Here is a 20706-nt window from a genome sequence, read left to right as displayed (position 1 = left end):
ATCTTTTTTATAACAACTGCTCCTTGAGAAATTCACTGTAGTGCCCTTCTTGTTCTTCAAGTTCTTCATGCGTACCGCGTTGGACTATTTCGCCTTCATTGAGGACATAAATCATATCGGCATTTTTAACTGTGCTGAGTCTGTGGGCGATGGTAATGACTGTTTTTTTCTCAAGCAGGGGAGCGAGTGCTCTAAAGAGTTTGGCTTCGGTGTGTACATCGAGTGCAGAAGTTGATTCATCAAAAATGACGACACTCGGATTTGCAATTATCATTCTGGCGATGCTGAGTCTTTGTCGTTGCCCGCCTGAGAGGCGTATGCCGTGATGCCCGACGAGGGTGTCAAGTCCGCTTGGCATACTTTGGAGCATGTCTTGAAGCTGTGCGATTTCAAGAGCTTTGTGGATGGCCTCATCGCTAATGTTTTCATGTCCCATGGTGATGTTAAATCTGAGTGAAGCGTTAAAGAGGATAGGCATCTGCAACACTAAAAATATTTTTTGGCGCACGGAGTGTTTGTCCAGCTCTTCTGTGGGAATATCATTGTATCTGAGTTCACCGGATGTTTTTTCATAAAAACCGGCAATAATCTGAGCAAGGGTTGTTTTGCCGCTGCCGCTTGCACCGATAAGCGCTGTTTTTGAACCGTATTTGACATCAAAAGTTATCTCTTTAAGAATGAGCTTATCACTTGAGGCATAACTGAAGCATATATTTTTCAAAGAAATATCAACGCTCTTTGTTGTAAGTTTTTTCTCCCCGCTCGTTTCTGTTTTGAGTGTCAGGACTTTGTTGATACGCTCTAAAGCAGCTTTGGCGGAGGCATAACTGTACTGCATGGAGAGGATGTCCTGGACCGGTGTCATGATAAACCAGATGTAGCCAAACATGGCAAACATCATACCGATACTCAGATCACTGTAGGCTACAAGCAAAAGTCCTGAAGCGCGAATGAGTTCAAAAACACTTAAAAAGATTGTATAAGAGAGTTTTTCATAGGCGACACTTTTAAAGCTGAATTCATTGGAAGTATCCTGAATTTTTTTTGCCTGTTCTATCGCTTTGCCAAAAAAATGCTGTTCTTTGTTACTGGCCTTTATCTGCCCGAACAGTTCAAGCGTTTCGCCGACATTTTCCTGAAATTCTGCAATTGCCTGGTTCTCTTCTTTTTTGAGTTCTCCCACGCGTGCGGACATTTTTTTGCTGACAAACATGATAAGCGGCTGCACAAAAAGTATGAGTATGCCCAAAACAGGATTGATAACAATCATCACGATACCGACGGCAAGAAGGGTTAAAACAGAGGCAACAAAACGTGAAGCACTGCTCATAATAAATGCATCAAGGGTATTGATGTCGGTGATAAGATTTGCCGTAATAGCACCGCTTCCAAGGGTTTCATAGGCATTCATGGAAGTTTTTTGGAGATGTTTTAGCAGGCGTGAGCGTATCATAAAGGTAACATATTTTGATATTTTTGTAAATATTTTTGTGCTGAGTACCCCTAAAAAGTAGTATAAAAAGCGTAAAAATATAACAGCAAAGGCAACAAGCCCAATATAGTAAAAAGCAGAACCGCTGCCAAAAAGTCTGTCAATGGCAGGAACAATATACTCCGGCTTGTGCAGCAGGACTTCATCTACCATGACCGGCAGCATCAAAGGAATGGGAACACTGACGATGATAGCCAAAATGGTCAAAATCTGCCCGTTTATCAGAGAAGATTTTTTATGCAGCGCTAATGCAAAGATGGATTTTATAGTGACAGGTTTTTGATTCATAAAAGAATTATATCTCAAAAAAGCAGACTCTAAAGTTAACTTTTTTATGTTTTTAGATATTTCAGGTATAATATATTGTGAAAAAATAGATAAGGACAGGTTATGAAGAAAATATTATTGGCAGTTGTCTTTGCCGGCTTACATGTAATGGTGCTTAACGGGGATGATATTACACAAAAGCATATTCAGCAACAGATACAAAAAGAACAAAAATATGCAAAAGAGCAGAGGTTTTATCAGGGAAAAGATTATAATCTCTCAGCAGTGGAAGTGGACCCAAGTGATTTGGATGCAATCCCTATCATTGAACCGGAAAATGATTTTGATATGACGGATGTCTACAGAGATGATATTTAATGGGGATATTTTGAAAATAGACGGATTTTATAGCTGAATAAGTTCTTTTTAAGCAATAATATCAAATAATTCTTAAAAGATAATATTTTTCTATTAATGAAAGTATGTTCTTTACTAAAAAAAGGATTCTCCGTGAAGAAAATGATTTTTTCATTATCAGTTGTTATATCATCCCTCTATGCTTCAGACACTCTCCTGTTAGAACAGGCAAAACAAAATTTTGCACCATTGCCAAAAACATTTCCTTCTGCGCAATATACCATGACGCCGGAAAAAATCAGACTTGGAAAGATGCTTTTTCATGAAAAAAGAGTTTCTATAGACGGAACAACGAGTTGTGCAAAATGCCATCCGTTTAGTTATTACGGAGCAGACAATCTTGAAAAATCAAGAGGGAATTTTGGAAAACTGAATCCAAGAAATGCACCAACGGTCCTCAATGCTGCAGGTCAGGTTTCTCAGCATTGGCGCGGAGACAGAAAAGATGTTGAAGAGCAGGCAAGAAAGGCATTGCTCGGAAAAGGCTCTTTTGGCGCACCTTCTAACGAGTGGGTGGAAAAGAAGCTGCAAAGTATTGAACAATACCGTATTTTGTTTAAAAAAGCATTTCCAAATGATACGAAGCCTATAAGCGTTGCCAATTATGCAAAGGCGATTGGGGCATGGGAGCGCACACTTTCAACACCTTCACGGTTTGACGAATTTTTAAAGGGCAAAACAAATGCTTTGACACAAAAAGAAAAAACGGGGCTTAAAACATTTATAAAAACAGGCTGTGCCTCTTGTCATTCAGGAGCACTGCTTGGCGGTACAATGCTGCAAAAATTTGGAGTTGTTGCGCCTTACTGGGAGTATACCAAAAGCAAGAAGATTGATGAAGGTCGCTACAATGTCACGAAAAAAGAAGAAGACAAATATCTCTTTAAGGTACCGCAACTTAGAAATGTTGCAATGACTTCCCCTTATTTTCATGATGGCAGTGTTACATCATTGCAAGAAGCTGTAAAAATAATGGCAAAGGTGCAGTTAGGGGTAGATTTATCGCAAGAGGAAACAGAAAGTATTTATCTGTTTTTACAATCTTTAACCGGGAAATTATCGCAAGATATAGTGACTGTGCCTATTTTACCGGAGACAAATTAAAACACAGAAGCCATTATATATTGGCTTCTATGGCTCTGGCAATACGAAGGATGGTTTCATCCTTTCCGATGACAGACATAACGACATCAAGTCCCGGACCGCTCATTTTACCCAGCAGTGCCACACGAAGCGGATTGCCGATTTTTCCAAAACCGATTTCCATCTCATTGACAAGGGCTTCCATCACATGATGATAGTCACTTGGCAGGTGCAGCTCTTTTGCTTCATCAAGTTTGTTTGCAAAATGTTCAAGAATTTCAATCGCATTGCCTTTAAAGGCTTTTTTGACAGCTTTTTCATCATATGACTGCGGTGTTGTCACTATCTCATTGATAAGCGTTGCCAGCTCTTTGAGGGTTTTTGCCCGTTCTTTAAGGGCATCAAGCAAAATCTCTTTTTTATCGTGTGAACTTAGTACCACGCCAAAATCAGCGAGCAGTTCCGTCAGTTCTTCATTAGGTGTGTTTTTAATGTAGTGGGCATTGAGCCAGTCGAGTTTTTCCGTATTGTAAATGGAGGCTGATTTGTTGATGTCTTTTGGATCAAACAGCTCTTTCATCTCATCCATAGAAAAAATCTCCTGATCCCCGTGGCTCCAGCCAAGACGCACAAGAAAGTTAAGCAGTGCCTGTGGTAAATATCCCATCTCTTTGTATGCCATGACATCTGTCGCACCGTCACGTTTTGAGAGTTTTTTGCCCTGCGCATTGTGAATCATAGGGACATGGTAAAATTTCGGAACATCAAATCCGAGCGCTTCATAAACGACGATTTGTTTAGGAGTGTTTGAGAGGTGGTCGTCTCCGCGAATTACTTCATTGATACCCATCAAAGCATCGTCTATTGCCACGACAAAGTTATAGGTAGGACTTCCGTCTGCACGGGCAATGACAAAATCATCCAAAATATCCTCTGCCTGAAACGAGATATCGCCTTTGACACCGTCATGCACGACTATTTCACCGCTTAGAGGTGCTTTGATGCGGATGACAGGATCAACACCTTCGGGAGGAGTTCCGCAAAAGTCACGGTATCTGCCATCATATTTTGTCCGTTCTTTGTTTGCCATTTGCGTCTCACGCAAAGCATCAAGTTCCTCTTTGCTCATATAGCATTTGTAGGCTTTGCCCTCATCAAGCAGCTGCTGTATGTATTTTTTGTAAATATCTTCACGTTTGCTTTGGTAGGTGATTTCTCCGTCTGCTTCAAGTCCAAGCCATTCAAATGCTTTTAAAATGGCTTCTGTTGCCTCTTGAGAATTTCTTGCTTTGTCGGTATCTTCAATGCGAAGAAGAAACTTTCCCTTGTTCTTTCTTGCCCACAGATAAGAAAAAAGAGCCGTGCGTAAACCGCCAATATGCAGATAGCCTGTAGGAGATGGAGCAAAACGAGTAACAACCATGATATACCTCTTGTGTTAGTGTTCACTTCTTATGTAAACTTAGCGTGAGGCTCAGACTGGCAAGGAGAATTTGCCCTCTAAGTTAAGGTTACATAAGAAGTTTCTTGCAATTTTAGGCAATTGTTGGTTAAAGGTTGGTAAAATACTCTATTAAAATTAACAAAATGGATTTTTATGTTTAAATTACTCGTATTACTTATGCTTGCAAGCTTAGTAAATGCAGAAGTCTATGACGGTGTCGCAGTTGTTGTAGAAGATAAAGCAATTACTCTGCTTGATATTGAAAAAGAGATGCAGCAGGCGCATATAGATGCAAAAAAAGCGTCCGACATCCTTATTCGTAAAAAACTTGAAGAGCTTGAAATTGCCAAAAGAGATATTTCGGTTTCAAGTACGGAAGTGTATGATGATATTAAAAAAATGGCTGAAGCAAACGGATTGACAATCAGTCAGTTGTATGATGCTGTGAGAGAACAAAGCGGTTTGAGTTCTACAGAATTCAAAGAAAAAATAAAACAAAAACTTTTAAGCCAAAAGCTTTATGTTGCCATTGCAATGTCATCGCTCTCCGAACCGACTGACGAAGAGATAAAAGAGTATTATGAGCTGCACAAAAAGCAGTTTAACCATCCCGAATCTTTTTCTGTCATCATAAACGAATCAAAAGACAAAAGCCGACTGCAGGAAAAAGTAGACAATCCAATGTTTTATGCACCCGATATCAAGACACAGGAGCAGGTATTGCCTTACAATAAAATTCCGCCACAGCTTGCGGCAATCTTGGAAAAAACACCCCCAGACCATTTCACTCCGGTTTTGCCTGACGGCAGAGGCGGTTTTATGTGTTGTTATGTAAAGTCGACAACAAAATCAAAAAAAGTGGATCTGAAAAAGCTGAAACCGCAGATCATCAATGCGATTATGGCAGAAAAACGTGAAGCGGTTTTGAGTGACTATTTTGCACGGCTTCGTGACAATGCAGATATCAACATTATCAGACTGCCCAAATAAACTATGCTCAGCGATAAAAATTTTATAAACATAGCTTCAGAAATAGCCTCAGCATCCAAATGCGTTTCAAAACAGGTCGGTGCTGTCATTGTCAAAGACGGACGCATCTTAAGCACAGGCTACAACGGAACGCCTGCAGGCTATACGAACTGCTGTGATCACTGGAACGACGAATACACCAAAGAGCACCATGAGTGGAGCAAGACATACGAAATTCATGCAGAGATGAACGCGATTATCTGGGCGGCGAGAAAAGGCATCTCCATTGAGGGCGGAACAATTTACGTCACTTTGGAACCTTGCAGCGAATGCAGTAAAAACTTAATCGCCAGTGGCATCAAACGCATTGTATATGCCAAAGAGTATGAACATACTCACTCCAAAACCATCTCAAAGTTTTTGGAAGATAACGGAGTAAGCATAGAGCAGTTAACTCTTTAAAAGTTCTTTTGCTTTAGAAATAGGAAGACAATTGCCATGCCTTGCGGGTATTTATTGGTGAACTTAGTTGTTATATCTAAGCTACTTAAGAAAATTTATCATTGTTTTTCGAAAATAGATTTTAAATTTAATAGAAAAGCATCTATTATTTTGTTAGAATAGTAGTATATGCTTAAAATGGAGTTCATTATGCTAACCTTAAAACAAGAACAACTATTTGAAGAAATAGACATTTTACCGATAGATTTAAAAACCAAAATTGTTGATAAGTTACTGGCAAGTATCACACCTTCAAATGCTGCAATAGATTCTTTATGGATTAAAGAGGTAAATAAACGTAAAGATGAGATAGAAACCAATCAAGTTTCACATGTTAACGGGGATGAAGTTTTTAAAAAAATTTTTCAAAGATTAAACGCATAGTATGATATATTTTTTTCACCCTGACGCAGAAGCTGAACTTAATGCTTCAGTAAATTATTATGAAGAATGTCAAACTCATTTGGGTTTAGAGTTTGCACATGAAATTTACAAAACAATCCAAAGAATTATAGAGTTTCCAGATGCTTGGCAAAAGCTTGATAAAGATATTCGAAGATGTTTAACAAATCGCTTTCCCTTTGGTGTAGTTTACTATCAAAAAGATGATGAAATAATAATTTTAGCAGTTATGCAACTTCAAAGAAAACCTAACTATTGGAAATCAAGAAAGACATAGGAATTCCACCCTTGTGCATGAATCTCCACTTTTAGGGTGTAAAGTAACAAAGATATAACAAAAATGAGAAGACTAAGAGTTGATTCTATCAAGTAGGAGCGAACAACCATCCATGAAAACTCATTTTCAAAGATGGCAGTCACGCACTCGCGCTCCCTGTTAGCATCCTCAAAAATTTTATTTTACACAATTCAAGTTGAGAGTCTTTTTTTAGATTACAAAACTAACTGTGCTTAAATGTCAGCAAAACATACGAGCCAAATGAATGATAAAAGAGTGAGCATAGCGCCGCAGCTAGCTCTTTAAAAACTCTTTTGCTTTTTCTGGCGGACGGGCGATGATTGCCTCTTTGTCATCTTTTATAATGATGGGACGTTCTATCAGTTTTGGATGCTCCGCCATCGCTTCTATAAGTTTGTCCTCATCTTTTTCATTTTGCAAATCAAGTTCTTTGTAAATGGCCTCTTTGGTACGCATCATCTCTCTCGCACTTTGCAGTCCGAGCATTTTTATAATGTTTTTGAGTTGTGCGGCACTCGGACGTTCGTCAAGATACTTGACAACATCGGCAGCAATACCGTTTTCTTCTAATATTTTAAGCGCCTCTCTCGATTTTGAACATCGCGGATTGTGTAAAATAGTGTATTTACTCATTCTCTTTCCTTTTTTTTAGTAGAATTTTACACTATAATAGTTGCAATTGATTAATAAAGAGGGTTTTGGAATGAAATATAAAAACAAATCATTAAAACTTGCCGAGTTTGCAAGGGAGTTGTTGACAAAACATTCTCTTGAAGATGGTCTGCCTCTGATTGCAAAATATGTCAAAGATGTCATAGGTGCCGAGCGGTGTTCTATATTTATATATGATGCTGCTGCAAATGAGGTGTGGACAACCCTGGCGGATGAAGTTAAAAAAATAACACTTCGTGCAGATAAAGGGTTGGTGGGGTATACACTCAAGGCAAAGAAACCTGTTGTAGCAAATGATGCCTATGCCCATCCGGAGTTTTTGCCCGAAATTGATTCGGCGACAGGTTATATTACAAAAAATATCATAACAGCACCAATATTCAGCTCCAAAAGAGAGATTATCGGGGTGATGGAACTTTTAAACAAAGAAGAAGGATTTGATGAAGAAGATGTCCGTTTTATGATATTTTTTGCACATTATGTCAGCGGATTTTTAGAACTGCTGCATACGTATTTAGATCAAGAAAAGAGAGTGGATTAATATGAAACAATTAAAGAGAATTGCCGAATTCGGTAAAAAACTGATGACAACCAATGTGATTGATGATGCAATTGTTTTGATAAGTGATGAGGCAAAATCTCTTGCAGAGGCACAAAGATGTTCTATATTTATTGTGGACAGTGATGATGAGATACTCTGGACGACACACAGTGACGGAATGGGAAAAATTGTTGTCAGTGCGGATGCGGGGATAGTTGGCGCCACATATAAAAGCAAGACACCGCAGATAGTGAACAAACCTTATGAAGACGAGCGGTTTTTACAGCACATAGATAAAAAAAGCGGTTATCTGACCGAAAACATGCTGACAGTTCCTGTATTTGATTCAAAGAGAAATGTAATGGGCGTGATGCAGCTGCTTAACAAAGAAACAGACTTTACTCCGCAGGATCTGGAGACACTCACTTTTTTTGCCAATTATGTGAGTGGAAGTCTGGAACTTGTACTGATGACACAGATACAAGGCGGGGAATAAACACCTTGTATTTTCTCAACATTACATTGTAATATTGAGAACTTTGTGTGCTTTACTGATAAGTTCGTGATTTGTTTTCAAGTTCAATTTCAAGTGATAAAACCGGTGGATAAAAGCTAAGCGTTTGCGCAACATCTTTTGCATCTATTTCTGCTTCAAGTTTTTTAAATGCCACCTATGTAGCAAATTATTCAGTTTTTAGTAAAGTGTGAGCATCATAGGCTAATCGAATGACGCCGACGGCATAGTTTGAGGAGTTGTTGTAACGCATAATTTTTTGTACATATTTTCTCATATACTGCAGGTGCTTTTTGCCTTTGCTGAAACATTGGTACGCTTTGCCGCTTTTACTGCTTTTTTCATAGCAAAACGATGCATTGTCGTATTTGTAGGCATAGGCGTACCACTCTTGTTCTGTTTTTGGAATATCAGGCATTTTTTTCCAGTCAATGAGTGTGTCAAATTTTGCCTTTACATGTAAGAACTTCGCAGCAGAGAGGATGGCGTCTTCCATTTTACTCAAGTCTGCGACTTTGCCTTTGTAGCTGTCCGTGTAGATAAAACTGTTTGGCATAAACTGCGGGATGCCTATGGCACCGGCGTAGGAGCTTGCTAGATTACACTGTTGGGGTTTGACACCTTTTTTGTAGCAGTGTTCTATAATCGAAGCCATATTTGTTTTGCCCATTTTTAAGAGCCACTTGTTTCGGTGGGTATCGGGTTTTGTGCGTGTTACGATAGTGTTGAAAACAATGAAGGCATCATGTGTCGGTTTTATTTTGCCGAGTTTTGTCTCTTTGAGCAAAATGGCGGCAATGATTTCACGGTTGACATGATATTTATTTTCGGCATAGTCGTAAACATCTTTGTATTTTTGAAGATTTTTTACCATTTTTGGAACATATTTTATCAGTACATTGTTTGCCTGTTTCTCTTTTTCTTTATGGTATTTTATTTTTGAAGGCTGTATGTATTTCCAGGTTATTTCATCATACTTTTGTGTTTTAAAATAGGAGAGTAGAAATTGGTTGGCATATTTGTAACTGACGCCGTGTTTGACGACTTTTTTGCAAATATCTTCATAATGTCTGTTTGTAAAATTGCAGTTGTCATATTTTGCAAAGAGTGTATTGCTTAACAAAAGTAAAAATATCAGTTTAGTTTTCATTGATTTCTTGAAGCCTTTGTGGTGTGCCTATATCATGCCACATTTTGTTAAATACTTCGCCACTGACAAGATTTTTGTCGATATTTTTTCTCAAAAGCGGAGCGAGCGGGCTTTTTTGTAACGCTTCGTTTTCAAAGAGTTTCGGATGGTAGTAGCCTATGCCGGAAAAGGTGTACATTGTTTTGTCTTTATTTGTTACAAGTCCGTTTTGGAGTCCAAAGTCTCCTGTTGGATTGTGTACAGGATTGGGTACCAAAACAAGATGGGCAAGCACGTCGGTGAGTTTGAAGTTCGGATTGAATTCATATTCGCAGAATATATCGCCGTTGACAACCAAAAAAGGAGTATCTCCTAAAAGCGGCAGTGCTTTTTTGATACCGCCGGCACTCTCGAGGGCTCCGCTGTTTTGCTCATTCGAGTAGTGAATTCTGACATGCCACCGTGAGCCGTCTCCGAGAGACTCCTGGATTTTATGGCCAAGATGGGCAATATTGATAATGATCTCCTCAAAACCGTTTTGAGCCAGCTTTTCAATATGCCACTCTATCAGCGCCTTTCCCTTTACATGTAACAAGGGCTTTGGCAGAGTATCGCTCAAAGGACGCATGCGCTCACCCCGACCTGCCGCAAGTATCATCGCTTTCATAATATGCTCTCCTTTTTTATGGGTTTTAACCTGGCTATTCGTCTTGAAAGACACAAAGCCCGCGCTACAGAAAAAAATTTAGTTTTTTTCTAAGTCATGCTTTAGCATAGAAAGTACGGGTTCCGGGAAAATCATTTAACTTAATGGAACCCAGACTTCAGTCTGGGCTGAGTTTCCGTCAAAGTACAAGGCGAAGCTAAAGCATCGCTTCCGAAGAGTTTAGCACATGTTTTTTGAAACCTAGACTTCAGTTTCAATGACATTAAGTTAAGCGGCTTTTTCGGAACCCAGACTTCAGTCTGGGCTGAGTTGCCGTAAAAGTTTTCCAAACTCTTTGGTCTCCTCATATCGTAAAGCCGTTTCAATCACATAACGCAGTGTCAGCGGAATATTTTTTACATATCCCTCTTTGCCGTCACGCAAATGCAGACGCGAAAAAATCCCCAACACCTTTATATGCCGCTGCAGCCCCATAAAATCAAACCATTTCAAAAACTCTTCATTGCTTACATGTAAGCCTTTTTTACGGGCAAACAAAAGTGCCAGCGCCTCGATCTCTTTGCGCTCAAAAGAAATATAACAGTCTTTTAACAGCGAAACGAGATCATAGGTAAGCGCCCCGCTCATGGCATCCTGATAATCAATTATACCAAGTTCATTTTTGCTTGTGAGCATAATATTGCGCGAGTGAAAATCACGATGCACAAAAATATTTTGCGGCTGAGACAATACAACACCGGATATCGCCTCAAGGGTAGAAGATATCAGCCTCTTTTGTTCTTTGTTTACATGTAAAGCAAGCTTTTTCTCCAAATACCACTCTTGCATGAAATCCATCTCTGTATGGAGAAATTTTTTGTCATACAGCGGCAGGTTTTTCGTATCGGCTTTTTGCATTTGTATTATTGCATCAATGGCTTTTTCATACAGGTTTTTAAAGTTTTCACGCTTGAGTACATCCAGCAGATTTGTAGAGCCGAAATCTTCCAGAATCAAATACCCGAGCGAGAGATTTTGCGAAAGAATTTTCGGTGCTTTGACCTTTACATGTAAGAGTCTTGACGTGATGTTTACAAAGGGTGACAAAGAGTGTTTTTCCAAAGAGGCATCCATCAAAATAACAGAATGATTTTTATGTGAAAGCCGATAATATTTTCTAAAACTTGCATCAGCCGAGGCAACTGCGATGGCATACTCTTTATAGGGAGTGGTTTGCAACCAGGCTTTAATCTGCTGCATAAATAGCTCCTGCTATGGAATCTTTTTGGGCACCGGTAACTTTTTTGAGGGGAAGGGGTTCTTGATGGATGCGTTTTTTTGCAAACCAGGCAAATGCCATGGCTTCTAAAAAATCACTGCTGATCCCGAGGGCATCGCTTGCAATCACTTTGGCATGGCACAGATTTGAGAGCCGTTGCATCAAAAAGCTGTTTTTTACGCCGCCGCCGCAAATTATGAGCTGTGTCGCCTGTGTGGCATTGACGTCATTGGCAATGGAGCGGGCGGTAAGCTCGAGCAGAGTTCTTTGTATCTGTGCATCGGATAAATATGCAAAATCTTGCAGCTGTTTTTCAAGCCATGCGGCATTAAAATACTCTCTGCCTGTACTTTTTGGCGGTTTTTGTCTGAAATAGGCATCGTCAAGCATTGTTTTGAGCAGTTCTTCATGTGTTTCGCCGCTTTTTGCAAATGCTCCTGCTGCATCATAGCTTTTATGCTGAGTTTTTTGTATCCACACATCCATCAAAACATTCCCGCAACCGACATCCCAACCGCCAAAAGTATCAAAAAGCAAAGAGATGTTTGCCATCCCTCCGATGTTGACAACTGCCGTATGCTCTTGTGTAGTGGCAAATAAAAACTGATGAAAAAGAGGGGCAAAAGGCGCTCCCTGACCGCCGTTTGCTATGTCTTTGCCTCTAAAATCCGCCACAGTCGTGATGCCTGTCTTGGCAGTAACGATGTTGGGATTGCCTAGCTGCATCGAGAAAGGATATGGAGTGTTTGGTTCATGCCAAAGTGTCTGTCCGTGCAAACCGACGGCAACTATACTCTTTAGATGTAAAGCATTGCTTTTTATAAAATCATTGATACTCTCTGCAAAAAGAAGCCCGAGTCTGCTGTCACATTCTCCGATTTGTTTTAAAGTGGCAGAATTGGCTGCAAGTTTGAGAATATCTTCTTTTAATTCGTCTGGAAAAGGATACTCCTGTGCCGCAAGGAGTTTGCAGTTTTTACTATCTATTTCACATAGAGCAATGTCAATACCATCAAGACTTGTGCCGCTCATAACACCGATGTAGAGTTCTTTTTTTATCATGTTTTTCCTGTTTCTTTTGATTATTATATCTATTTAGTAATAATTTTTTGTAACCTGGGCTCTAGTTTTGAAAGACACAAAGCCCGCACTACAGAAAAAATTTAGTTTTTTTCCAAGTCATGCTTTAGCATAGAAAGTATGTGTTCCAAAAAAAGCAAAAGAAACGAAAAAAAAGTTTCAATACCATTAGGCTCTCAACGGCTTTTTCGGAACCCGTACTTCAGTGCGGGCTCAAAGTATTAAAATGCTAGCAACAGCCGGACTGAAGTACCGGTTCCAAGACGATAGCAAGCTTTTGCTTAAGCTAATGGTTTATCCTTTTAGTTTGGGCTGTATTGCTTGCGAGAGTTGTCTGCGAAGTCCCTGTCTGCATAATCAAAAAAGCAACCAAGGTTCCTAAAACCATCTGCCAGGCAAATCCTATATGAATGCCAAATAGATAGGGCTGCAAGGCTAAAACACTCAAAAAACCTCCGACAAGGGCAAAGGGAACGGTCGCGGCACTTCCTCTTGTTGTAAAAACCGCCGAGAAAAATACACCTAAAAGCCCGGTATAGGCAAAGGTCATGACACCCAGGGCAAAACTTACCAGTGAAAGTTCACTTTCTCTTTGCCAAAAATAACTCACAATTGCCATAAAAAAGAGAATAAATGCAAAGATAAGTACGGCATTTCGGGAAGCTTTTAAAAAATGTATTTCTTTCGTATGGGGATCTTTTTGCAATTTCCACGGTCGGTACAAATCTTCAACGGCGACAGAAGCCATGGCACCCAAAACAGAGTTTGTGCTTGAAAGTGCTGCGGCAATGGCACCGACTGTTACAAGCCCTCTCAGTCCTGAGGGCATTTCATTGAGGATGTAATACATAAAAACGGTAATGCTCTCGCCTTGAAAATTCTGACTTACCGTACCTGTCTGGTAATGTACAAAAAGCAGTGCTCCGATACCAAGAAAAAGCATGACAATTGGAATAGTCAAAACAATGGAGAGAATGAGTGACTGTGCAGCTTCGTTTTTGTTTTTACAGCTGAGTACGCGCTGGGTCATGTCCTGATCAAGCCCGAAAGCGGCTATGTTTAAAAGCAGCCAACCGCTAAAAAGTGCCATAATGCTGAACTTCCCGTCAAGTGAATTATCTATTACATGTAACTTGTTATGTGCTTGCAGGACTGCTAAAATATCTACATTGTGCAAAGAGAGATACAAATACCAAAAAACTAAAAGACCGGCACCGACATAGGTAAGGGCTTGAATGATATCACTGAAGATGATGGACTTGATACCGCCGAAGTAGGTGTAGGATAAAGCGCCTGCAATTAAAAGAGTGATGGCAACAAGCATATGAAAAAAACTGATGTCTAAAAAAAGTATCATACTCACAGCCAGTGCGCCGATGTAGAGCCGTGCTCCGCTTGCCATAATCCGTCCAAGCAAAAACATGATGCCTGCCTGCTTTTTGGCACGTTCGCCGTAGCGGATTTGGAGCAGTTCATAGACGGTAACAACTTTGTATTTGTAAAACTTTGGAACAAAAACAATGCTGATAAATATAACAGCCACCAGCGCAGAAAAATAAAACCCCAAAAAGGTAAAATCATGGACATAGGAAAATTCCGGAACACCCAAAAAAGTTGCAGCAGATTGAGAAGTAGCGATGATTGAGACGGCAACAGCGAACATTGGCATAGTATTTGAGCTGACAAAATAGTCTCTTGAGGAACTGATTTTGAATTGGGAAAAGAGGTAGGAACTGATGGCGAGCACCAGAAAATAAGCACCAAAAACAAACCAGTCAAGAGAAGAAAACCCGCTACTCATCGGCACCTCTGAGATGCAGGTCTGGCACACCTGCTCTTACTTCTTGCATAAAAAGTACCCCGGGATCTGCTTTTTGGGTTCTGTACCCTGCATCATGTTCCAGCCAGAGGGGATTGTTTTGCATTTTTGTGTATTCGTAATGCCCGATGAGGTAGGCAATGTCAGGATATTTTTGTTTGAGATATTTTATAAGTGCAATGTTTGCATCTACCTGTGCAGGGGTTAAATCTTCTTTTTTGTTTGCCTCACCGCCGACGTTTTCTATGCCTATACTTGAGTAGTTGAGTCCGATGACATGGCGTGCCATAACATCATCTGGCATCAGCTGGTAAATTGTTCCGTCTCGGTCCACCAAATAGTGTGCCGAGACATTCAAAGCAGAAGCTTTGGCTATATCTTTTCTGTCACTAAGAAGTTTTTGCGGGTAGAGTCTGGCAAAACTTTTGTTGAGATCCATCACGGCAGTCCAGTGCAGAACAATTATTTTTGGCTTTATTTTTATCTCCTTTACATGTAAGCCGTAATGTTTTTGAATATATGCCCGCGTTAATGCTTTACGCTCTTTTTCAAATATGACAGGCTTTTGTACAAGGCTGTTCTTGAAATGCAGATTTGTGATTCGTGCATTGGATGCTATAATTTTGCTGAGCGGAATTTTTTTATTTTTGACCTGTTTGAAAATAGTCTCAACTATCTCTTGTGTCGAATTATATGCAAGCTGATTGCCAAAAAGTAAAATATCCACTCCTGAATTAATGGCTAATGTCACGGCACTTTTGAGAGAATAATTTGCCGAAATTGCCTTCATCTGCATATCGTCGCTGATGATGACGCCCTGAAAGTGCAATCTGTTGCGTAAAAGTTCTGTATTTATTTTATAAGAGAGTGTTGCCGGATATTTGTCATCCAAATGTGCATTAAAGACATGTGCAGTCATAATGGCATCTGTCTTATGGGCTTTGATGAGGGTTTTATAAGGCTCCAGTTCTTTTTTGCTCCAGGTATTTGTGATGTCAACAAACCCTTTATGGGAATCTCCGAGTGAGGAACCGTGCCCGGGAAAATGTTTTAAAACAGAAAGGACATTGTGGCGTGTCTGGGCGTCTATCATTGTCTGTGCATATTTTGCAACCTCTTTGGGATTGCTTCCGTAAGAACGCTCCAAGCCTACTATGACTTTGTTGTCTGGGTTGGTGCTTAAATCGAGTACGGGGGCAAAATTTACATTGATACCACTGTTTTGGAGCATTTGAGCCTGAGCCTTGTAAATTTGCTGTGCTCTTTGTAAAGGCATACATGAAACGGCAGCAGCAGAGGGGATTTTGACAAAGCCGTATTGTGGTTTGAGTCTGCTGACCTTGCCGCCTTCTTGGTCGACGGCTATAAAAAGTGGTTTGTGTGCAAAATATTGTAAATGCCGGGTAAGTTTTTTCAGCTGATAGGGTGAGAGGATATTTTTAACTCTTTGTTTGTCTCTATAAAACCGGTCAAAAAGAATCACACCGCCCAAATCATACTTTTGTATATCTGAAACTATTTGGGACGTCGGTTCTACATAACTTTCATCAAAGCCGACAATCAGCATGCGCCCTATCATTTTTTTGAGTTGCGTATCTGTAGGCACTGTGGCATGAAGCGTTATGTAGAGACTTAAAAAAAGTAAAAAGATGCGCATTATAAGTAATCCTGATTTAGATATGCTTTTGCAATACTCTATTTATATCATGAATAACATTAAACAAAAGTGATTTTGTATTTTCTTTTGTAATGGTGTGTGGTGCAAAATGGTCACTGACGACCTTTAAAATATGAAATTTTTCAATGGCAGGATTATGAACAACCGCCTCATAAAAACCAAAACTTTCCATATCAACGGGTGTTTCGTGTTGTATTGCGGCTGCTTCGTCTTTACATGTAAGCGTATGTTTGTCAGAGCAAAAGGGATAAACGGTATTGTGATAGACTACAGTACCTATTTCTAAAAGTTCTCCGATTTTATGTTGCTTTGGTGCACCGCAGATACCGACATTGAGATAAATGTCTTCTTTTGTAATGTCAAAATTGTCAATCAGCGTCTGCGTCGCAAGTCTGGCATTGTCAACCCCGATACCGCTGATAATGAGTCTGATATCTGTGTTTGTAAAAAGTGTATAGTTTTGCAGTTTGTTTTTTTTGAGTCTGTATTTGTCAACGAAGGCCTGAGCTTCAGGTTTGAGAGCGGTTACTATGTAGAGCATAGTTTTTCTTTTTTATTTTTTAAGCCTAAACTATACAATAGGAATTTCTAAAATTTGTCTATGCTTGTGATGAAGGAGCGTTTAATAAAAATTTAAAGCTACCTAATTGGTAGTGTAAATTTTTAATGAATGTTACTTTGTTACAATGATAGATGAAGTTTTTAATTCTCTATTGTATAGTTTAGGCTTTAGGTGCCTCTCTCCAGATGGCTGCGGCACATAGCGTACTAAGGCGTGCTGCTGTATTCCTACCCTGACACATTACCTCAGTGCACCATTGCACAGGTCTAAAGAGAAGCGGTGAAATTATAGCAGATTTTTCTTAATCTTCTCTATATTTTGAAATGCCGCAGGGCTGATTTGGTGTTGGCGGGTGCTCTTTTAGGTAGGTTAAATCTTCTAAAGTCTGGTCAAGTACCCGTTTTTGCTGCAAAATCGGCAGCATCAGATTGTCTTTTTCATTGAGCGGAATACTCCAGTCGAGTAAAATCTTTTGTACTTCGTCATCGAGTTCTTTGAGGGCATTTTTTATATGTTTTATGGAATTATCTATCATCATGGCAGAAGTATAGCAAAATTTTAGAAAAGTTTGGGTATAATTGCACTTCCAAAATTTTACGAAAAGGATTATCGATGCCAAAAATGAAATCGGTAAAAGGCGCTGTAAAGCGTTTTAAAGTGAAGAAGAACGGTCAGATCAAACGCGGAACAGCGTTTAGAAGCCATATTCTTACAAAGCAGGATGCAAAAACTCGTCGTAAGCAACATGCTCCAAAAGTAGTTGCCAAGTCAGATGCAAAAAACATTAAGGAAATGATCGTTAGCTAGGCTAAGAGTATCATTAATCTCCAATTTTCAGTAATTGGGCAAGACCACCCGAGAGTGGCACCCTGACTACATGTAAAGTAGCTGGGTAAAGAAACAAAAGGAAAGATATGCCAAGAGTTAAAACAGGTGTTGTTCGCAGAAGAAGACACAAAAAAATATTAAAATTAGCGAAAGGTTTTTACAGCGGTCGCCGTAAACACTTCAGAAAAGCTAAAGAGCAGATAGAACGCTCATTAATGTACGCGTTCCGTGACAGAAAGCAGAAAAAGCGTGAATTCCGTAAACTATGGATTATCCGTATCAATGCTGCATGTCGTTTAAACGGTATGAACTACTCAACTTTTATGAACGGACTTCACAAGTCTGGTATCGAACTTGATCGTAAAATTCTTGCTGATATGGCAATGAACGATGCGGCTGCATTTACTGCAGTTGTTGAAGCTTCTAAAGCTGCATTGGCAAAATAACCTTCTATTTCAAAAGCCTTCAGGGCTTTTGTTATTACTTACATATTACTTACAATCTTCTCTACGCTATATTTCAAATCTTAAGTCAGTATAATAAAATATTATATTTTTAAACACTCTGAGTTTTTAATATTGATTACACTTATCAGATACTGTTTAATTTTATTGTATATTGAATTTTTTTTTGATATAATCTTTAACTGTAAAAAAAAAGGATTATTTTATGACAATCAAAACAAAATTAGTATCTGTTGTTATAGCGGTTATTATTGTATTGGCATCAGCTATTACCTACGTATCTATTACAAAGTCCAAAGAGGCTATAGATAAGAGTGAATTTGATAAGCTTAGCAGTGTAGAGGTGTCTAAGCATGGGGAAATTGCAAATTATTTTGATTATCTTGGTGGTCTTCTTACTTCTTTGGCAGGGCAAGAAGGAACAAAAGAAGCTTTTGTTTCTTTAGATAATGGTTTTTATAAGCTTGAAAATGAACTGCACCTGGATATAGAAAAAGTAAAAGCTACATTAAAGAAAAATTATAAAAATGAGTATTTGAATGCAGTAAATTATAATGTGCCAAATGCAGCAAAACCCAAACCGCTAGAAGAGTATTTACCGCGTGAAGATGATGCATTGGTTGCACAATATATTTTTATTGTAAAAAATCCTGCGAAATTGGGTGAAAAAAATAAAATGGCTTTTAATCCAAAATATGACAGCAGTTATATGCGCGCCCATAAAAAATACCATACTTCTTTTGATAAGTTTTTAAATTCTTTTAGCCTGTATGATATCTTTTTGGTAAATATGAGAGGAGATGTTGTTTATACAGATTTTAAAGAAAAAGATTTCGCGACAAATCTCAAAAAGGGTGTTTATGCAGATACAGGGCTTGCTAAAGCGTACAAAAAAGCCTTAAGGATGAAAGAAGGTGAAATTGCATTTGATGATTTTTCTCCTTATGAGCCAAGTTACAATTCTCCGGCATCTTTCATAGCAACACCAATTTTTATAAATGGTACCAAAAAAGGTGTCTTGATTTTTCAAATGCCTGTGGATGTTATAAATTCTATTATGCGTTTTAATGATGATTTTGAAAAAGCAGGGTTAGGAAAAAGTGGGGAGTGTTATCTCGTTGGCAGTGATTATTATATGCGAAGTAATTCCAGGTTTCAAAAAGAGATAAAAGATAAAGTAGTACAGGAATTAGGGACTACGATAGGAGTATGGAAAGTAAAAACGCCTTCAACTGAGGCAGTAATAACTGGAGAACGCAAACGCGGGCAATGGATTATAAAAGATTACAGAGGTATTTCGGTTCTTAGCGTTTACGAAGAATTAAGTATTTTTAATGGACAGGGAAAATGGGTAGTTGTGGCTGAGATTGATGAAGCAGAAGCCTTTGCCCCTGCCTACAAGTTAAGAAATTATCTTTTAATTATATCTTTAATTATCATTATTATCTCTGTTGGAATATTACTGTTTATGATCTATAAAATTATTATCAATCCTTTAAATAAAATTGTGCAATATATTCAGCATATATCCAATGGTGAAAATATTGATTTGACAAAAGAGTTGAAAATGAAAGGGGATGATGAAGTTTCGATTATTGCACAAAACCTTTCTCGTGTTATGTCACAGTTAAGAGATTTACTCTCTGAGGTTAAAGTAACATCAGAAGAAAATGCTTCAATTTCACAAGAACTTTCACAAAGGGCTATAAGTGTGGGCAAAAATGTTGAGAGTTCAGTGGCAATAGTAAAAGAAACAACATCAAATGCAAAAGAGATACAAAATGAAATAGCTACGGCAATCACAGAGGCTCAAGAATCGAAAAATGATATTATAAATGCAAATGAAAATTTAGAAATGGCGAAAAACAATATTATTTCTTTAGCATCAAAAATTCAAACAACAGCAGAATCTGAGTCAGATTTAGCACAAAATATGGAGACTCTTTCTCATGATGCGAGTGAAGTGAAAAATGTATTAACTATTATTTCTGATATAGCAGATCAGACAAACTTGCTTGCTTTAAATGCTGCTATAGAAGCAGCACGAGCGGGTGAACATGGACGTGGATTCGCTGTTGTAGCTGATGAAGTCAGAAAACTAGCAGAGAGAACTCAAAAAACACTCTCTGAAATTAATGCTACAATAAATGTTGTTGTCCAGTCTATAATTGATGCTTCAAATAAGATGATTTCCAATTCTGATGAAATTCAGGAGTTGGTAACAATCGCTCAAGATGTGGAAGAAAGAATTAATTCTACTGTCACGACTGTGAATAAGGCGGTGGATGCAAGTGATAGAACGGTTAAAGATTTCGAAGATACAGGTAGAAATGTAGGTGAAATTGTAGGAAAAGTCGAAGAAATTAATGAAATATCATCAACAAATGCGCACAGTGTGGAAGAAATAGCTGCTGCGGCAGAACATCTTAATGTAATGACAGATGAACTTAATATGAAATTAACAACTTTTAAAATTTAATAGAAAAATTGTGAGACCGTTTAAAGTTCTGTGTTAATCTTCCAGGTCCATTTGGGCCTGATTCTCAAAATCACTTCTTTCAACTCTTTTTTATTAAATTTATCTTAGAATGCACAACCTTGTGTTTTTTGGATACGGATTA

At 38.7% G+C, this 20706-nt stretch carries 23 protein-coding genes and 1 other RNA gene; 11 read left to right on the top strand and 13 right to left on the bottom strand.

The window, feature by feature from the left end; translation table 11 throughout:
* Positions 1-7: 7 nt before the first annotated feature.
* On the bottom strand, positions 8-1780 hold the full coding sequence (locus MNY28_RS10230) for an ABC transporter ATP-binding protein (protein WP_346389782.1): 1773 nt from the start codon (positions 1778-1780) through the stop codon (positions 8-10).
* A 102-nt stretch (positions 1781-1882) separates the two neighbouring features.
* On the opposite strand from MNY28_RS10230, the gene MNY28_RS10225 reads away from it, so the two are divergent.
* Together MNY28_RS10225 and MNY28_RS10220 are read left to right on the top strand one after the other, a co-directional pair.
* Positions 1883-2137 (top strand): hypothetical protein, encoded by a 255-nt coding sequence (locus MNY28_RS10225; protein ID WP_346389781.1) that lies wholly within the window; start codon positions 1883-1885, stop codon positions 2135-2137.
* Between the two features lie 141 nt (positions 2138-2278).
* A complete protein-coding gene (locus MNY28_RS10220) occupies positions 2279-3280 on the top strand; it encodes a cytochrome c peroxidase (protein WP_346389831.1) in 1002 nt (333 codons plus the stop codon).
* A 13-nt stretch (positions 3281-3293) separates the two neighbouring features.
* Here MNY28_RS10220 and gltX read toward each other — a convergent pair whose 3' ends face one another.
* Entirely contained in the window at positions 3294-4682 is a 1389-nt protein-coding gene (gene gltX, locus MNY28_RS10215; RefSeq protein WP_346389780.1) for a glutamate--tRNA ligase, read from the bottom strand.
* A 174-nt stretch (positions 4683-4856) separates the two neighbouring features.
* On the opposite strand from gltX, the gene MNY28_RS10210 reads away from it, so the two are divergent.
* The 4 genes from MNY28_RS10210 (at position 4857) to MNY28_RS10195 (ending at position 6852) form a co-directional block, all read left to right on the top strand.
* Positions 4857-5693 (top strand): peptidylprolyl isomerase, encoded by an 837-nt coding sequence (locus MNY28_RS10210; protein WP_346389779.1) that lies wholly within the window; start codon positions 4857-4859, stop codon positions 5691-5693.
* 3 nt (positions 5694-5696) lie between these two features.
* Positions 5697-6134, top strand: coding sequence for a dCMP deaminase family protein (locus tag MNY28_RS10205; RefSeq protein WP_346389778.1), 438 nt, complete (start codon positions 5697-5699; stop codon positions 6132-6134).
* Between the two features lie 189 nt (positions 6135-6323).
* The gene (locus MNY28_RS10200) at positions 6324-6557 is read left to right on the top strand and encodes an addiction module protein (RefSeq protein WP_346389777.1); all 234 of its coding nucleotides are present in this window, start codon (positions 6324-6326) and stop codon (positions 6555-6557) included.
* 1 nt (position 6558) lies between these two features.
* Positions 6559-6852 carry a type II toxin-antitoxin system RelE/ParE family toxin gene (locus tag MNY28_RS10195; protein ID WP_151899366.1) on the top strand — a complete coding sequence of 98 codons (294 nt, stop codon included), beginning with the start codon at positions 6559-6561 and terminating at the stop codon, positions 6850-6852.
* A 294-nt stretch (positions 6853-7146) separates the two neighbouring features.
* On the opposite strand, the gene arsC is transcribed toward MNY28_RS10195, so the two are convergent.
* Positions 7147-7506: an arsenate reductase (glutaredoxin) gene (gene arsC / locus MNY28_RS10190; RefSeq protein ID WP_151899368.1), complete on the bottom strand. Its 360-nt coding sequence runs from the start codon at positions 7504-7506 to the stop codon at positions 7147-7149.
* 70 nt (positions 7507-7576) lie between these two features.
* Here arsC and MNY28_RS10185 point away from each other — a divergent pair, with 70 nt between their 5' ends.
* Entirely contained in the window at positions 7577-8086 is a 510-nt protein-coding gene (locus MNY28_RS10185; RefSeq protein ID WP_346389776.1) for a GAF domain-containing protein, read from the top strand.
* A 1-nt stretch (position 8087) separates the two neighbouring features.
* Positions 8088-8582 (top strand): GAF domain-containing protein, encoded by a 495-nt coding sequence (locus MNY28_RS10180; protein WP_346389775.1) that lies wholly within the window; start codon positions 8088-8090, stop codon positions 8580-8582.
* A 52-nt stretch (positions 8583-8634) separates the two neighbouring features.
* On the opposite strand, the gene MNY28_RS10175 is transcribed toward MNY28_RS10180, so the two are convergent.
* From MNY28_RS10175 to MNY28_RS10130, 10 genes are all read right to left on the bottom strand, one after another.
* Complete coding sequence (locus MNY28_RS10175; protein WP_346389774.1) at positions 8635-8757, bottom strand: hypothetical protein; 123 nt, start codon at positions 8755-8757, stop codon at positions 8635-8637.
* A gap of 12 nt (positions 8758-8769) precedes the next feature.
* Positions 8770-9750, bottom strand: coding sequence for a lytic murein transglycosylase (locus tag MNY28_RS10170; RefSeq protein WP_346389773.1), 981 nt, complete (start codon positions 9748-9750; stop codon positions 8770-8772).
* Positions 9740-10396, bottom strand: a complete 657-nt coding sequence (murU, locus tag MNY28_RS10165; RefSeq protein ID WP_346389772.1) for an N-acetylmuramate alpha-1-phosphate uridylyltransferase MurU — start codon at positions 10394-10396, stop codon at positions 9740-9742. Before murU ends, MNY28_RS10170 begins: the two co-directional genes overlap by 11 nt.
* A gap of 294 nt (positions 10397-10690) precedes the next feature.
* Positions 10691-11635 (bottom strand): phosphotransferase, encoded by a 945-nt coding sequence (locus tag MNY28_RS10160; RefSeq protein WP_346389771.1) that lies wholly within the window; start codon positions 11633-11635, stop codon positions 10691-10693.
* Positions 11622-12716, bottom strand: a complete 1095-nt coding sequence (locus tag MNY28_RS10155; RefSeq protein WP_346389770.1) for an anhydro-N-acetylmuramic acid kinase — start codon at positions 12714-12716, stop codon at positions 11622-11624. Before MNY28_RS10155 ends, MNY28_RS10160 begins: the two co-directional genes overlap by 14 nt.
* Positions 12717-13020: 304 nt before the next feature.
* Complete coding sequence (locus MNY28_RS10150; RefSeq protein WP_346389769.1) at positions 13021-14535, bottom strand: sodium:solute symporter; 1515 nt, start codon at positions 14533-14535, stop codon at positions 13021-13023.
* Complete coding sequence (locus MNY28_RS10145) at positions 14528-16210, bottom strand: glycoside hydrolase family 3 N-terminal domain-containing protein (protein WP_346389768.1); 1683 nt, start codon at positions 16208-16210, stop codon at positions 14528-14530. The genes MNY28_RS10150 and MNY28_RS10145 overlap by 8 nt, the downstream gene beginning before the upstream one ends.
* A 16-nt stretch (positions 16211-16226) precedes the next feature.
* Positions 16227-16772, bottom strand: a complete 546-nt coding sequence (locus tag MNY28_RS10140) for a hypothetical protein (RefSeq protein WP_346389767.1) — start codon at positions 16770-16772, stop codon at positions 16227-16229.
* A gap of 196 nt (positions 16773-16968) precedes the next feature.
* Positions 16969-17066: signal recognition particle sRNA small type (gene ffs / locus MNY28_RS10135), an RNA gene on the bottom strand.
* A 28-nt stretch (positions 17067-17094) separates the two neighbouring features.
* The gene (locus MNY28_RS10130; RefSeq protein WP_230973287.1) at positions 17095-17331 is read right to left on the bottom strand and encodes a hypothetical protein; all 237 of its coding nucleotides are present in this window, start codon (positions 17329-17331) and stop codon (positions 17095-17097) included.
* Between the two features lie 74 nt (positions 17332-17405).
* Here MNY28_RS10130 and rpmI point away from each other — a divergent pair, with 74 nt between their 5' ends.
* The 3 genes from rpmI to MNY28_RS10115 all read left to right on the top strand — a co-directional run bounded on the left by rpmI (position 17406) and on the right by MNY28_RS10115 (position 20564).
* Positions 17406-17600 carry a 50S ribosomal protein L35 gene (gene rpmI, locus MNY28_RS10125; RefSeq protein WP_151899377.1) on the top strand — a complete coding sequence of 65 codons (195 nt, stop codon included), beginning with the start codon at positions 17406-17408 and terminating at the stop codon, positions 17598-17600.
* A 107-nt stretch (positions 17601-17707) separates the two neighbouring features.
* The gene (gene rplT / locus MNY28_RS10120; protein ID WP_346389766.1) at positions 17708-18067 is read left to right on the top strand and encodes a 50S ribosomal protein L20; all 360 of its coding nucleotides are present in this window, start codon (positions 17708-17710) and stop codon (positions 18065-18067) included.
* Between the two features lie 223 nt (positions 18068-18290).
* Positions 18291-20564: a methyl-accepting chemotaxis protein gene (locus MNY28_RS10115; RefSeq protein ID WP_346389765.1), complete on the top strand. Its 2274-nt coding sequence runs from the start codon at positions 18291-18293 to the stop codon at positions 20562-20564.
* Positions 20565-20706: the final 142 nt, after the last annotated feature.

It is taken from the genome of Sulfurimonas sp. NWX367, assembly GCF_039667065.1.
Lineage (GTDB): Bacteria > Campylobacterota > Campylobacteria > Campylobacterales > Sulfurimonadaceae > Sulfurimonas > Sulfurimonas hydrogeniphila.
This window is presented reverse-complemented; position numbering and strand designations above follow the sequence as displayed.